Genomic DNA, 14,504 nt, shown 5'->3' with positions numbered 1-14,504 from the left:
TCTAAATTTCTGTTTTTACTCTTTACTTTTTTCTTTCTTGATAAACAAATAATAGAAGTTTACTCCGAGAATAGCTGCATTAGTTATAATAATAGGGATGGAAGGCAACATCAATCCATAGATTACAAAAAATAAACATCCTATAGAATTCACAATTCGGAGCTTTTTAATCTCTTTCATAAAAAAAGAAAGCAACACCCCTAAAGAAGCGGCATAACCTATTAATTCTGTGATTGACGTATCTAAAAATTCCATATATATTTTATTAAACTATTAAGTTAAAAGCAAAAACTTTACATCTCTTTATAAAAATAAATATAGCTTAAAAGTTGAATTATTTTTAGAAAATATTCAAAAAACAAGGAATAATAATAACAATCTCTTATTTTTACGATATTAAGGATTACTTTTTTAGAGATAGATATATGGAAATTTTAGGAATAGATATAGGAGCTTCTGGAATGAAAGGAGCCATTGTAGATATAGAAAAAGGAGTATTAATGACAGAGCGATTTCGAATAGAAACCCCTAGACCAGCTACTCCAGAAGCTATGAAAGCTGTCATAAAAGAAATTGTAGATCATTTTAGTTGGAAAGGGCCTGTTGGCTGTGGCCTCCCTACAGTTGTTAAAAATGGAGTTGCCATTACCAAAAGTAATTTACACAAGAAATGGGTAAATGAAAATGCCCAAGCTCTTTTTGAAAAAGAAACAGGTCTCCCTTTTATAGTAATTAACGATGCAGATGCCGCTGGAATTGCCGAAATGAATTTTGGAGCAGGTAAAGGTAAAAAAGGGTTTGTTCTCACTATTACTATTGGGACGGGATTAGGCTCTGGAGCGTTCTATAACGGAGAATTGCTTCCTAATTTTGAATTAGGACAGATGTATTATAAAAAGCATAAAAACATAGAAAATTATGCTGCTAACTCCGTAAGAAAACTTAAAAATTTGAGCTTCAAGAAATGGGGTAAGCGTTTTAATAAATTCTTAAACCATGTAGATCTTATTTTATGTCCTGATTTATTTATCCTCGGTGGTGGCGGAAGCAAATATTTTGATGAATTCGAAAAATATTTAGACAAAAAGGTGCCAACCATAAAAGCAGAAACATTAAACGAAGCTGGTATTATTGGCGCTGCCTATGCAGCTAGAAAATTAGCTGCTAAAAAGGAAAACTAACATTAAAAAATTACTGTTCTATAAAACGAACAGGCTTCAAAACAATAAAAACTAAAAAGCGGATAGAAATTAAATTTCTATCCGCTTTGTTATATCAAATATCGCTTGGCGAATTATCCTATTTGTTTTCCAAAACGTTTACGATCTGTTTCTTTTAAATAGATCTTACGAATACGCATTGTTTTTGGAGTTACCTCAACATACTCATCTTTTTGGATGTATTCTAAAGCTTCCTCTAAAGAGAATTTAATTGCCGGAACAATTTTAGCTTTATCATCTGCACCAGAAGAACGTACGTTAGATAATTTTTTAGTTTTAGTAATATTCACAGTCATATCATCACTACGTGAATTTTCACCTACAACCTGACCTTCATAAATCTCTTCATTTGGATCAACGAAGAACTTACCTCTGTCTTGTAATTTATCAATAGAATAAGGAATTGCTTTTCCATTTTCCATAGAAATTAAAGAACCATTATTTCTTCCTGGAATCTCACCTTTATATGGTTGATATTCTAAGAAACGGTGATTCATAATCGCCTCACCAGCAGTTGCAGTAAGTAATTGGTTACGTAATCCGATGATACCTCTAGAAGGAATATTAAATACAATATTCATACGATCTCCTTTAGGCTCCATACTCAACATTTCACCTTTACGAAGCGTTACCATCTCTACAGCTTTTCCAGAAACACTCTCTGGTAAATCTATAGTTAACTCTTCTATTGGCTCACATTTTTTACCATCAATTTCTTTGATAATAACTTGTGGCTGTCCAATTTGAAGCTCATAACCTTCTCTACGCATCGTTTCAATCAATACTGAAAGGTGTAATACCCCACGACCGAAAACTAAGAATTTATCTGCACTATCAGTTTCATTAACACGAAGTGCTAAGTTTTTCTCAAGTTCTTTACTTAAACGGTCTTTAATATGACGAGATGTTACAAATTTTCCATCTTTTCCGAAGAAAGGCGAATCGTTAATTGTAAACAACATACTCATTGTAGGCTCATCAATAGCAATTGTTTTAAGACCTTCTGGCTCTTCAAAATCCGCAACAGTATCACCAATTTCAAAACCTTCAAGACCAACAATCGCACAGATATCTCCTGTTTGAATTTCGTCTACTTTTATACGTCCAAGACCTTCAAATACATGAAGCTCTTTAATTTTATTTTTCACAACAGAACCATCACGTTTTACTAACGATATGTTTTGCCCTGTTTTTAATTCTCCTCTTGTTAAACGTCCGATAGCAATACGTCCTGTAAAGCTAGAGAAGTCTAAAGAAGTAATTAACATTTGAGTATTTCCTTCTGGTAACTTAGGCTCAGGAATATGTTCGATAACCATATCTAATAAAGGCTCGATATTCTCCGTTTCATTTCTCCAGTCTGTACTCATCCAGTTATTCTTAGCTGAACCGTAAACTGTCGGGAAATCTAACTGCCACTCCTCTGCTCCTAATTCGAACATTAAGTCGAATACCTTTTCATGAACTTCCTCTGGAGTACAGTTTTCTTTATCTACTTTATTTACAACCACACAAGGCTTCAACCCTAAATCAATTGCTTTCTGTAATACAAAACGCGTTTGAGGCATTGGCCCTTCAAAAGCATCAACCAATAGTAATACACCATCAGCCATGTTTAATACACGTTCAACCTCTCCACCAAAATCGGCGTGACCAGGAGTATCAATGATATTAATCTTTGTATCTTTATAAATAACAGATACGTTTTTAGAAGTAATCGTAATTCCACGCTCACGCTCTAAATCGTTATTATCAAGAATTAAATCTCCTGTATTTTCGTTTTCACGAAATAATTGACAGTGATACATTATTTTATCAACCAACGTTGTTTTACCGTGGTCAACGTGCGCAATAATTGCTATGTTTTTAATAGAAGTCATATTATACCCTCGCTTTTAAGGGCGCAAAGGTAATGTATATTTATTTTAGATGAAGCATAAAATTAAAAATATTTAATTGTTTGATTTTTAATCTTTTATATTAGTTTTTAAGAATCTTCCTCAACGCGCTATATCCTTAAATATTAGCTTTTTATTCTTCTGAAGGAAAACCGATAAGAATCTTTGAAATTAGTGAGATTAAATTATTTCGTAAAACAGTATCTTTGTTAAATAAAATCTATTCAAAATGAAACTAGATAAAATCCCACAGATAAAACATACACAAGGTAATAACTTCTTTTTATTAGCAGGACCTTGCGCCATAGAAGGTGAAGAAATGGCGATGAGAATAGCCGAAAAAGTAGTGACTGTTACAGACAAGCTAGAAATCCCTTATGTTTTTAAAGGGAGCTTTAAAAAGGCAAACCGTAGTAGAATTGATTCTTTTACTGGTATTGGAGATGAAAAAGCACTTAAAATATTACGTAAAGTTTCTGAAACATTTAATGTGCCAACTGTAACCGATATCCATGAGATTAGTGATGCTACAATGGCTGCCGAATATGTTGATATTTTACAAATACCTGCTTTCTTAGTACGCCAGACCGATTTAGTGGTTGCTGCTGCAAATACAGGAAAAACTATCAACTTAAAAAAGGGACAATTTATGAGTCCTGAAAGCATGAAGCATGCTGTACAGAAAGTTTTAGATTGCAACAATGAGCAAGCATTAATTACAGATCGTGGTACAATGTTTGGCTACCAAGATATGATTGTTGACTTTAGAGGGGTTCCTACAATGAAGGAATATGCCCCTGTTGTATTAGATGTAACTCACTCATTACAGCAACCTAATCAAACTAGCGGAGTAACCGGAGGACGACCAGATATGATAGGAACTATTGCCAAGGCTGGAATAGCTGCAGGAGTAGACGGTCTTTTTATGGAAACGCACTTTGATCCTGCAAATGCAAAAAGTGATGGTGCTAATATGCTTCACCTTGATCATTTAGAAAAACTACTTACCCAATTAACAGCTCTTAGAAAGACTGTGAATTCTTTCTAAAGAGTATTAAAACTGATAGTTTTCAGTTTACATTTAATTAAGTCTTTTTGAGAAGCGTAACAATTATTATCTTCTTAAAAAGACTTATTTTTTTATTCATTTGGAATAGTGAATATTTTCTCATACATTATAAATAGTTATAACTTATAATATTACATAAATGAGAAAATTTTTTAACCCTTTTACAGAACAGATTTTAGAATTCATGCCCAGCGTGCTTGGTGCTATATTAGTACTATTTATAGGATGGCTCATAGCACGAGGAGTTAAGAGTATTGTAGTAAGACTCCTCAAAAAAACTTCATGGGATGAAAAAATTCTAGGAAAGGCTGATATAGGAAATACCAATAAATTTATTGGAAATATCTTCTATTATGTTATCATGATAATTGTTATTATGGTCGTTTTAGAACTTCTAGGTGTTAGCCAAGTGCTTACTCCTGTAGAAAATATGGTAGCACAAATACTAAATTTTGTTCCTAGTATTATTGCTGGATTTTTAATTGCATTTGCAGGATACTTACTTGCTAAATTTGTTTCCAACCTAATCAACTTAGGAGGTTCTTTTCTAGATAAACTAGTAGATAAAACAGGGTTTAAAGACACCGAAACTCTTGTTAACATCATTCAGAAAGTAGTTTTCATATTGATATTTGTTCCGTTTTTAATTCAAGCTTTCAACGCATTGAATATTAAATCTATTTCTGAACCTGCAAATCTTATTTTGCTGAAGTTTACCGATTTAATTGGAGAAGTATTGGTTGCTGCAGCTATTTTAGTACTCTTTATTTGGGGAGGTAAATACTTAACAAACCTAATTGAAGACTTACTTAAAAGCATGAAGATTGACAGTTTATCTGAAAAAATTCAGCTTCAAAAAATAATAGGAGAGAAACAATCGTTAGCAAAAATACTTTCTAATATATGCTACTTTTTTATAGTATTCTTTGGAATTATTACTACCACAGAAATCTTACAATTAGATCATCTTACCTATACATTAAATGAGATCCTAACGCTTACCGGACAGATAATTTTTGGGCTACTAATTCTAGTTATTGGAAATTATATATCCTCGCTTATCTATAACATGCTTTTAAAATCTAAAGGCAATAATTTCATAGCAGGTATTGTAAGAGCAGCTTCATTGGCTTTGTTTATTGCCATTGCATTAAGAACTATGGGAATAGCTAATGAAATTGTAGAAATCGCTTTTACTTTTATTATGGGTGCAATTGCTGTTACAATCGCCTTGAGTTATGGTCTTGGAGGAAGAGAAGCAGCTGGAGAACACTTTAAGGAGATAATTCAAAAATTAAAATCTAAAACTCCATCAGACAAAGAAGAGTAATTATAAACTACTCCTATATTTTTTAGGAGTCTTATTGTAAAAACGCTTAAATGCCGCACTAAAATGTGTGGCATTTTTGTATCCAATTTTCTCAGCTATTTCATAAATTGGAAGTTGTGTTGCTATTAAAAGGTCCGAGGCTTTATTCATCTTCTCCCTTGTGTAATATTCATTAATTGCGCACCCAAAAATTCGTTTAAACTCCTTTTTAAAAATATATTCATTTAATGCTAATACTCTCGACATCTCTTTGATAGAATAATTCTTATCAATGTTTTCATCCATTAATTGTTTGGCTGCATATAGTTTCTTTAAAATCTTATCTTGATTTGTACCCACCTTAGCTACCAAACCCTTTTTATAAAGTTCTATTTGCAATGCTAATAATTCTAGAATTTTTGACTCCAAATACAAACGGCGACTCACACCTTTCATTTTGGTTTCTTGAATACTCATCAAAATAGATAATATATCATTAGAGATAGGCTGTATTATATTCGCATCATTAAAAGAACTAAAAACAGTTACATCAGTAATTCCTCTGTTTTTTAAGTAAGAAATCGGAATGCTAACTCTAATTTCTCTAAAAGGCTTCCCTCCTGTTAAACGAACATATCCCTTAAATTCTTTGATCCGTGAAGTGTAACACTCTTGACTTTCATTCAAAACATCATTATTACCTCGTAAGGAAACAATTTTCTCTCCATCAATCAGAAAAGACATTTGTAAAACATCCTCTTGATATTCATCATAAAAGACTAAATCTCGACTTAGCTCTAGATTACAAACATCAATTGTGACTTCAGCTATTTGAGTAGATAATATACTCCCCTTTCCATATTTAGGAGTCACTTGATATTTAGTATAGAGACTCCCAGAATTATTTTCCGACAAGACACAACTAGCAATAACCTCTCTAAAATTCTTTTTCAATTTTAAAAGATTGATTAATTCACAATTAATAAAATCACGTCTTTTTTTATCCATATCGCGTCACTAATGATGCATTTGCTTTTCTAAATTTGCTCTCTATTTTATTTAGACCAAATATAAATAATAATTTAACGTATGAAAAATATAATTACTATACTATTCTTATCCATTACTTCTTTTGTTATTGCTCAGCAAGGGCAAATTAAAGGGCAAGTAATTTCTGATAGCGGGGAAGCAATTCCGGGTGCAAATGTAATTTTAACAGGAACAAATATTGGAATTAATACAGACGACTCTGGTTATTTCGAAATAGAAAACGTTCCAGCAAAAAGATATAAATTAAGAGTTTCTTATATAGGATTTAGAAGTACTTCAAAAGATATTCGTGTTTATAATAATCAAACTACAAATTTAGGTTCCATCGAAATTATCGAAAGAAGTGAAGAGCTTGGAGAGGTAGTTTTAGAAGGACATAAAAAGAATAAATTTTACCGTTCAGAGAGTACTGTTGTATCTAAACTTCCTTTAAAAGATTTAGAAAACCCACAGGTTTACAACACCGTTTCTAGTCAGTTATTAGAAGAGCAAGTAGTTACCAACTTTGAAGATGCTCTTAAAAATGCTCCTGGTATTTACAAACTTTGGGAGTCTACAGGTCGTGGTGGCGATGGTGCTGGTTACTATTCTTTAAGAGGTTTTGCAGTACAACCAACCATGATGAATGGATTGCCTAGTTTAACAAACGGAACTATGGATCCTGCTAACATCGAAAATGTAGAAATTATAAAAGGACCTTCTGGAACGTTATATGGAAGTAGTTTGATTTCTTATGGAGGATTGATAAATGTAAACTCAAAACGTCCTTATTTTGATGAATTTGGAGGAAGCATATCTTATACAGGTGGAAGTTACGGTCTAAACCGAGTTACAGCAGACATTAATACTTTATTAAATGATCAGAAAAATGTTGCGCTTCGTATAAATACAGCTTATCACACACAAAACAGTTATCAGGATGCTGGTTTAAAAAAATCTTTTTATATCGCTCCATCACTAGCGTACAAAGCAAGTGATCGTTTATCATTTAACATCAATACTGAATTTTATAATGGTGAAAATACCAATCAGATGGTGTTGTTTTTAGATAGAGGTTCAGAACTACGTGCTCATAATATTGATGAGTTAGGATATGATAATAATCGCTCATATACGAGTAATGACTTGACTATAAAAAATCCAACTTTCAGCCTTCAAGGGGAAATGCGTTACAAATTAAGCGATAATTGGACTTCACAAACTGCTATATCTAGCTCTAGCGCAAAATCAGATGGCTATTACTCTTATTTATATGAAATAACAAATTCTGTAGACCAAGTTTCTCCAATTGAAGATGGTACAATTTTCTCTCGTTATATCAGTAAACAAAATTCAGAAAAAACAGGAATTGATATCCAGCAAAACTTTATTGGAGAATTCAATTTAGGAAACTTTAAAAATAAAATGGTTGCTGGATTGGATTACTACAATCAACGCATCATTAACAATAGTACTGGATACGCAAACCAAGGATTTGTTTATATAGGTACTAATAATGCAGAGTTTGCTACAGTTGCTCCTACTCTACACCAACAGTTTGGGACTCCAATGAACGAAAACTTTGTAGACGATACAGGAATTTTAACTCAAGCTGGTGCCGATGCTAGTATTGCTACATTAGGAAATCCAAGCGCTCAATACAGCGAGACTAAACAAGAAATATATAGTGCTTATGTTTCTGATGTTATTTATTTCATGCCTCAATTATCGGCTATGGCAAGTTTAAGATTAGATCATTTTTCGAATGATACGCACGAACAAACGGCATTATCTCCTAAATTCGGTTTAATATATCAACCAATACTAGATAAGGTTTCTGTGTTTGCTAATTATATGAATGGTTTTAGCAACGTTGCTCCAAGAATTGTACAAGATGGAGAAACAACTACAACCTTAAGTTTTGATCCTGAAAAAGCGAATCAATTTGAAGTAGGTACAAAACTTAGTTTATTCGAAAACAAATTAGCTGCAACGTTAAGCTACTACGATATTAAAGTAAGTAACATCGTTTTAACTACAGGACCTACAACCTATTCTCAAGGGGGAGAACAATACAGCAAAGGTTTTGAAACAAGCATTACTGCAAACCCTATAGAAGGTTTAAATATAATTGCTGGATATAGCTATAATGATAGTGAAATCACAGAAGGAGACGCGGACTTCTTGAATAAACGCCCTGAAGAAGCTGGTCCTCAAAATTTAGCCAATCTTTGGGCTAGTTACCATTTTTATAATGGTTCTCTAAAAGGATTTGGATTAGGATTTGGAGGAAATTATGCTGGAGACAATATGGTTTTCAATAGAAATCTAGCTGGTACTTTTACAGTTCCTGAATACACAGTACTAAATGCATCTTTATTTTACGAAGTTAAAGACTTTAGCATCACTCTTAAGTTAAACAATATCGCCAACGAAGAATACTACGGTGGTTGGTCTACTGTTAGTCCACAAATGCCAAGAACATTCTCAGCAAACTTTACATATAATTTTTAATTAAATATAAAATGAAAAAAATAATAGCAATCGCAATATTCCTACTTGCAACAACAAACACCTTTGCACACTATCTTTGGATAGAAACGGACACCAATGGTGAACTAGGAAAAGAACAAGCCGTTAAAGTACATTATGGAGAATATACTTACGGGGTAATTGAAGAAGTAAATGGAGAGGCTTTTTCTAAAGTGAATAAATTTACCGTTTGGTTAGTATCTCCATCAGGAGTAAAAACTCCTTTAGAGACTTCTGCTAAAGAAAATTATTATTTAACTTCTTTTACTCCTAAAGAAGAAGGTACATATACCATCCTTTTAAATAATAACGAAATTGATGTTATTGATTACACTCAGTATGATTTTGGAATTTTTAAAACCCACTATCACTCTGTGGCTAATGTAAATGTAGGAAACAAAACCAACGATACTGCTACACAAAATAACGAAGGTATTACTGTTAAAAGAATTGCTTCTGATAAAGATGAAGTAAAATTACAGATCTTATACAAGAACAAACCTTTGGCAAAAAATGAAGTAAATGTTTTTGTTGCTGATCAATGGTCCAAAACTTTACATAGTGATGAAGAAGGATATATTTCTTTTAACCAACCATGGGACACAAAATACATTCTAGAAACAACTCATAAAGAAGAAGTTCCTGGGAATTATAATGGAGAAGATTATCAATTTATATGGCACTGTGTAACATACTGCATGCCTTAATAATTGCAATTTAACTTATAAGAAAACAACTCTGAATTTTAGTTCAGAGTTGTCTTTGTTTAAGTCTAGTATCTAAATAATATTAAAAAACCCAGTTAGGGAAATAAATAAAAAACATGATTGCGTTAGCTTCAATATTAATATTTATAGGTTTTTACTGCTTGTATAGCGGATCTAAAAAAGCAACTTTAAACACTTCCGTAATTGATAATTGGTTTCAAAAGGAAAATGAAAATTTAAAGTTTGTAGGTCCTATTTTATTAATAGCGGCACTCGTTATTTCAGTTTTAGAAAAAGGCTTTGCTTCAGGAATTTTCTTGTGGTTTATTATCCTAATGACAATAGGGAGTTTAATTGTAATCCTCTCTCCTTTAAAAATACTGAATTATAAAACTGTACTAGCATCGTTTATCTTTATTGTAATTATTGAAAACTTTATCCTATAATTATGTCAGCAAATAAAAAACATCTTACTGCATCTCCATCGCAAAGATTCGCCAAAATATCTGCTGGTTTTTTGGGTGGATATTTAGTTACCATAACCTTACATTTGGCATTAGCATCTTGGCTTAATCATGTAAATGTTATGATTACCTCAACATATTCAGGTTTTATACTTTGGTGCGTTCTTATGATTCTTGCTTTTCTAAGCAAAAATGGATGGAAAGTATGGGCACTTTACTTACTGCTTGCTGGTCTGTTTTATTTGGCATTTTATTTTGGTAAAATTTATAACCCTATTATCCCTTCGTAAATGAACAATCGTTCTTATAATATATTCTTTCACCTACATACCATTAGTGGTATTATAATAAGTGCTGCTCTATTTGTAATTTTCTTTGCAGGTTCCTTTTCATTTTTTAGAGATGAAATAGCAAACTGGCAAAAAAATGAAGAAGTAGCCGCTGTTGATAAAGGAATTACCATAAACATAGATACCGTAATCGATTCCCTAGAAAACACATACAACCTCTACGGAAGAGATTTGGAGATTGCAAAGCATTATAATGAAAGGAGAGTAGATATAAATATAGGTGCTACAAAAGATACCCTAGCTGCTGAAGAAGATAAAGCAGGGGCTTTCTTTTATCTGGACACAGAAAACTTTAATACCTATAATTACATCAAATCGTATACTTTAGGAGAATTTTTATACCGTTTACATTTCTTTGCTCAAATCCCCTACCCCGCTGGATATTACCTCTCTGGATTTGTGGCTTTCTTTTTTTTATTCGCCATCATTACTGGGGTGTTAATACATTGGGATAAGATAATTTCAAACTTTTATATCTTCCGCCCACGAGCTAAATTAAAAACAATCTGGACAGATGCACATACGGCATTGGGAGTTATAGGACTTCCTTTTCAATTTATATATGCCGTTACTGGAGTGTTTTTTATGCTGAGTATTCTTATGGCTGCACCAAGTGTATTATTGCTTTATGATGGAGACCAAGAACAGATGTACCAAGATTTAGAATATACAGATAAACCAGTTGCTCTAAATTATAATAAACTTTCATCTATTCCTTCTGTTGAAAAATATATCAGTAACACGAAAGAAGAATGGAAAGACTTTAATATTACCCATATCCATGTTTATAATTACGGAGATGAGGCTATGCAAGTTGCTATTGAAGGGGAACTAGATAAACATGTTGAGTTTACTGGAACTGGAAAAGTAATTTATCAAGCGTCTACTGGGGCTGAACTTTATAAAAAAGATCCTTATTCTGAAAACACATATCTCGATGGAGTAAAAACGGCTATGTATAGACTTCATTATGGAGATTATGGCGGTTTTTCGCTAAGAATTATAAGCTTTATTCTCGGAATTATTTCTTGTTTTGTAATTATTTCTGGTGTCTTAATATGGCTGGTTGCTAGAGATAAAAAGAATGTCCCCGAAAGAAAACGTCGTTTTAATCGTTGGCTAGTAAATATCTATATGGCGGTATGCCTAGGTATGTATCCTATTACGGCTTTAAGTTTTATCGTGGTAAAAGTATTTCACCCTATAAATCAGACGCAACTGTATCAATTTTACTTTATCGGTTGGTTGCTTATCTCAGTGTTTTTCATCTTAAAAAAGAACTTATATTTCACCAATAAATACAGCCTTATTTCTGGAAGTATTATTGGCTTCCTAATTCCAATATGCAATGGTTTGGTTACTAAAGAATGGTTTTGGACAGCTTTTATAAACGGAAATTATCAAGCATTTTTTATCGATGTTTTTTGGATTGTATTAGCAACTATTACCCTTCTTGTGAGTTTTAAATTAAAACCGGAAGAGAAGAATTAGTTAGTATAAAACTTCTAACTCTTTCAATATTGGAATAAGAACTTCGCTATTTATGGCTTCGGGTGTATGATAGCGAAGTGATTTTATCATTTTCCGATTTTCTGTCACTAAGAGCTCTTTAAACTTGGTGATTTCAAATCCCTTCCAAAAACACACATCCACATATCCTTTGGTAACATTAAAATAGCAGAATGGCTTTCCGTTAAGGTAAAAAAAAGGAATTTTGTATTTATATTTTAATTCTAGATTTGGCAATGTAGCCGTTACAAGTATTTGCAACTCCAAGAGCATACTTCTGTATGGTTCTTTCTGGTTTAGAATATAGACTTCAGCAGGATTCATTTTATGAATTTAATATAAGTAATTGACAATTCAGAAAGTATAATACGTTTTCTTAATACTACAATTTCATTCAGTATACAAAATTTCGTAATTTTACTATTAAAATATATTATCACTTGTTAATTCTAAATTTTAGTTTTTTAAGAAAATAAAATTTATTTTAGCATAAAAATTATACAACATGAAGAAGAAACTCATTATCCCATTTTTAGCATTAGTATTAGTTTATGCTTGTGGAACTACTACAGACATTACTGCTTCCTGGGCAAATAAAGAAGCTTTTACAACTAAAAAATACAAAAGTGTATTTATCGCTGCAATCACAGGAAATGTACCTAACAAAACTATTATCGAGAACGAATTAGGTTTCCAATTACAACAAAGAGGTATTACTACCACTAAAAGTCACGATGTATTCCCTGGGACTTTCACTAAAGATAACAAGCCTACAAAAGAGGTTTTACTTGGAGGTATTAAAGAATCTAAGAGTGAAGCTATTCTAACAGTTACGCTTCGTGATCAAGAAGACGAAACAAGATATGTACAAGGTAACAGCTATATGTATAACCCAATAGGTTACGGATATGGTTATTATGGTAATTTCTACGGATATTACAACAATGCATATGGATACGGATATGATCCTGGATACTACACTACAGACAAAGTATATTATTTAGAAACTAATATCTATGATGCAGAGAGCCAAGAATTAATCTGGTCTGCACAATCTAAAACATACAATCCTAACAACATTGAAGACTTTACAAAAGGGTACACAGATGCTGTTATTTCTAAACTTCAAAAAGATGGTATTTTAGCAAAACTAAAATAGACTTTCTTTAAAAGAAGCAACTTATTATAAAAACGGTTATCGTAAATATTTACGATAACCGTTTTTACATTTAAAAATATCTACTATATTTATAGTACTGTAGAAAATACATATATTCTACACTATAAACTCTCCCCCTCCCTATAATTAAATAGGTAAATAATTTAATTTTTTATTGAAACATGTATGTAAAGAACTTTACACTTTTAAAACTATTATTGGTTTTTACTGTAATTATAAGTTTCCAAAGTACTCAAGCTCAAACTGCAGATACACTTGCATTAGATAATGGGGATATTATTGTGGGAGAGATTAAAGAAATGAAAAATGGAGTTTTAACTATTGAAACAGATTATAGCGATAGTGACTTTACAGTAAAATGGATTAAGGTAGATAGGATTAGTAGTAACCAACACTATTTAGTTACACTTACTAATGGCGTTAGACTTAATACAGATTTACATACCAAAGCAGGTGAATCGGGGGTTGTAGATTTAACAGATATAAATCAAACGGTTACCGTTAATATAGAAGATATTGTTTATGTAAAAGCTGTAAAAACAAGCTTCTTTTCTCGTTTAAGCGCATCTCTGTCTGTTGGTTACAACTTCACTAAAAGTAATAATTTGAGTCAGTTTACGGTTCGAAGTAGCCTTGGTTACATAGCCGATAAATGGGGATTTAGTGGGAGCTACAACTCCGTTCGTAGTAAACAAGATGATGTTGATGAAACCAATAGAACCGATGCTAATATTGGAGGGAAATACTTTTTAAAGAACGACTGGTTTGTTGCTTTATCTGGAGATTTCTTATCGAATGACGAACAGAAATTAGACTTACGAACCACGATAAAAGCAGGGGTTGGAAAATATATCATCCATTCCAATCGTGTTTATTTTGCAACTGGTGGAGGTTTAGCACTCAACAACGAGAAATTCTCCGATGATGCAAATACGAGCAGAAATAGTATGGAGGCATATTTAGGATTAGAATTAAATATGTTTGATTTTGACGACATTAGTTTGTATTCAAACTTAACCGCTTATCCAAGTTTAACAGAGTCTGGAAGGGTGAGAACAGATTTCTCTTTAGATCTAAAGTATGATTTACCTTATGAGTTTTTCATAAAAGTAGGGTTTACTCATAACTTCGATAGTAAGCCTATTGAAGATGCTGCAAAAGTGGATTACATTTTCCAAACAACATTTGGTTGGGAGCTATAAAGCCCAATCATAAAATAAATCATAACAAAAAAAGT

14 protein-coding genes are annotated in these 14,504 nt (G+C 32.2%); 10 read left to right on the top strand and 4 right to left on the bottom strand.

Features of this window, described 5'->3' with window-relative positions:
• Positions 1-15: 15 nt before the first annotated feature.
• Positions 16-255 carry a YgjV family protein gene (locus ACN0TY_RS11995; RefSeq protein ID WP_236959918.1) on the bottom strand — a complete coding sequence of 80 codons (240 nt, stop codon included), beginning with the start codon at positions 253-255 and terminating at the stop codon, positions 16-18.
• Between the two features lie 170 nt (positions 256-425).
• Here ACN0TY_RS11995 and ppgK point away from each other — a divergent pair, with 170 nt between their 5' ends.
• Positions 426-1,181, top strand: coding sequence for a polyphosphate--glucose phosphotransferase (ppgK, locus tag ACN0TY_RS11990; protein ID WP_417444696.1), 756 nt, complete (start codon positions 426-428; stop codon positions 1,179-1,181).
• Positions 1,182-1,294: 113 nt separating this feature from the next.
• On the opposite strand, the gene typA is transcribed toward ppgK, so the two are convergent.
• Complete coding sequence (gene typA / locus ACN0TY_RS11985; RefSeq protein ID WP_236959921.1) at positions 1,295-3,100, bottom strand: translational GTPase TypA; 1,806 nt, start codon at positions 3,098-3,100, stop codon at positions 1,295-1,297.
• Positions 3,101-3,347: 247 nt separating this feature from the next.
• On the opposite strand from typA, the gene kdsA reads away from it, so the two are divergent.
• On the top strand, positions 3,348-4,166 hold the full coding sequence (gene kdsA / locus ACN0TY_RS11980) for a 3-deoxy-8-phosphooctulonate synthase (RefSeq protein WP_417444695.1): 819 nt from the start codon (positions 3,348-3,350) through the stop codon (positions 4,164-4,166).
• A gap of 160 nt (positions 4,167-4,326) precedes the next feature.
• The gene (locus ACN0TY_RS11975) at positions 4,327-5,517 is read left to right on the top strand and encodes a mechanosensitive ion channel (protein WP_417444694.1); all 1,191 of its coding nucleotides are present in this window, start codon (positions 4,327-4,329) and stop codon (positions 5,515-5,517) included.
• Here ACN0TY_RS11975 and ACN0TY_RS11970 read toward each other — a convergent pair whose 3' ends face one another.
• Positions 5,518-6,504, bottom strand: coding sequence for a helix-turn-helix transcriptional regulator (locus ACN0TY_RS11970; RefSeq protein ID WP_417444693.1), 987 nt, complete (start codon positions 6,502-6,504; stop codon positions 5,518-5,520).
• Positions 6,505-6,585: 81 nt separating this feature from the next.
• On the opposite strand from ACN0TY_RS11970, the gene ACN0TY_RS11965 reads away from it, so the two are divergent.
• The 5 genes from ACN0TY_RS11965 to ACN0TY_RS11945 all read left to right on the top strand — a co-directional run bounded on the left by ACN0TY_RS11965 (position 6,586) and on the right by ACN0TY_RS11945 (position 12,069).
• Positions 6,586-9,039, top strand: coding sequence for a TonB-dependent siderophore receptor (locus ACN0TY_RS11965; protein WP_417444692.1), 2,454 nt, complete (start codon positions 6,586-6,588; stop codon positions 9,037-9,039).
• An 11-nt stretch (positions 9,040-9,050) separates the two neighbouring features.
• Positions 9,051-9,764, top strand: a complete 714-nt coding sequence (locus tag ACN0TY_RS11960) for a DUF4198 domain-containing protein (RefSeq protein WP_236959926.1) — start codon at positions 9,051-9,053, stop codon at positions 9,762-9,764.
• Between the two features lie 116 nt (positions 9,765-9,880).
• Positions 9,881-10,210, top strand: coding sequence for a DUF3325 family protein (locus ACN0TY_RS11955; RefSeq protein ID WP_417444691.1), 330 nt, complete (start codon positions 9,881-9,883; stop codon positions 10,208-10,210).
• A gap of 2 nt (positions 10,211-10,212) precedes the next feature.
• On the top strand, positions 10,213-10,518 hold the full coding sequence (locus tag ACN0TY_RS11950) for a hypothetical protein (protein ID WP_417444690.1): 306 nt from the start codon (positions 10,213-10,215) through the stop codon (positions 10,516-10,518).
• Complete coding sequence (locus ACN0TY_RS11945) at positions 10,519-12,069, top strand: PepSY-associated TM helix domain-containing protein (RefSeq protein WP_417444689.1); 1,551 nt, start codon at positions 10,519-10,521, stop codon at positions 12,067-12,069. It abuts the gene before it with no gap.
• Here ACN0TY_RS11945 and ACN0TY_RS11940 read toward each other — a convergent pair whose 3' ends face one another.
• A complete protein-coding gene (locus ACN0TY_RS11940; RefSeq protein WP_417444688.1) occupies positions 12,070-12,411 on the bottom strand; it encodes a DUF1801 domain-containing protein in 342 nt (113 codons plus the stop codon).
• A gap of 181 nt (positions 12,412-12,592) precedes the next feature.
• Here ACN0TY_RS11940 and ACN0TY_RS11935 point away from each other — a divergent pair, with 181 nt between their 5' ends.
• On the top strand, positions 12,593-13,246 hold the full coding sequence (locus tag ACN0TY_RS11935) for a hypothetical protein (RefSeq protein WP_236959931.1): 654 nt from the start codon (positions 12,593-12,595) through the stop codon (positions 13,244-13,246).
• Between the two features lie 182 nt (positions 13,247-13,428).
• Positions 13,429-14,469 (top strand): DUF481 domain-containing protein, encoded by a 1,041-nt coding sequence (locus ACN0TY_RS11930; RefSeq protein WP_417444687.1) that lies wholly within the window; start codon positions 13,429-13,431, stop codon positions 14,467-14,469.
• Positions 14,470-14,504 lie beyond the last annotated feature (35 nt).

It is taken from the genome of Joostella sp. (assembly GCF_048266025.1).
Lineage (GTDB): Bacteria > Bacteroidota > Bacteroidia > Flavobacteriales > Flavobacteriaceae > Galbibacter > Galbibacter atrarenae.
Note: the sequence above shows the minus strand (reverse complement) of the source record. Positions and strands in the feature narration are given on the sequence as shown.

What these genes read in the sequence shown, in the direction of transcription:
- ACN0TY_RS11995 (WP_236959918.1), bottom strand. Translation starts at nt 255, where the DNA reads ATGGAATTTTTAGATACGTCAATCACAGAATTAATAGGTTATGCCGCT.
- ppgK (WP_417444696.1), top strand. Translation starts at nt 426, where the DNA reads ATGGAAATTTTAGGAATAGATATAGGAGCTTCTGGAATGAAAGGAGCC.
- typA (WP_236959921.1), bottom strand. Translation starts at nt 3,100, where the DNA reads ATGACTTCTATTAAAAACATAGCAATTATTGCGCACGTTGACCACGGT.
- kdsA (WP_417444695.1), top strand. Translation starts at nt 3,348, where the DNA reads ATGAAACTAGATAAAATCCCACAGATAAAACATACACAAGGTAATAAC.
- ACN0TY_RS11975 (WP_417444694.1), top strand. Translation starts at nt 4,327, where the DNA reads ATGAGAAAATTTTTTAACCCTTTTACAGAACAGATTTTAGAATTCATG.
- ACN0TY_RS11970 (WP_417444693.1), bottom strand. Translation starts at nt 6,504, where the DNA reads ATGGATAAAAAAAGACGTGATTTTATTAATTGTGAATTAATCAATCTT.
- ACN0TY_RS11965 (WP_417444692.1), top strand. Translation starts at nt 6,586, where the DNA reads ATGAAAAATATAATTACTATACTATTCTTATCCATTACTTCTTTTGTT.
- ACN0TY_RS11960 (WP_236959926.1), top strand. Translation starts at nt 9,051, where the DNA reads ATGAAAAAAATAATAGCAATCGCAATATTCCTACTTGCAACAACAAAC.
- ACN0TY_RS11955 (WP_417444691.1), top strand. Translation starts at nt 9,881, where the DNA reads ATGATTGCGTTAGCTTCAATATTAATATTTATAGGTTTTTACTGCTTG.
- ACN0TY_RS11950 (WP_417444690.1), top strand. Translation starts at nt 10,213, where the DNA reads ATGTCAGCAAATAAAAAACATCTTACTGCATCTCCATCGCAAAGATTC.
- ACN0TY_RS11945 (WP_417444689.1), top strand. Translation starts at nt 10,519, where the DNA reads ATGAACAATCGTTCTTATAATATATTCTTTCACCTACATACCATTAGT.
- ACN0TY_RS11940 (WP_417444688.1), bottom strand. Translation starts at nt 12,411, where the DNA reads ATGAATCCTGCTGAAGTCTATATTCTAAACCAGAAAGAACCATACAGA.
- ACN0TY_RS11935 (WP_236959931.1), top strand. Translation starts at nt 12,593, where the DNA reads ATGAAGAAGAAACTCATTATCCCATTTTTAGCATTAGTATTAGTTTAT.
- ACN0TY_RS11930 (WP_417444687.1), top strand. Translation starts at nt 13,429, where the DNA reads ATGTATGTAAAGAACTTTACACTTTTAAAACTATTATTGGTTTTTACT.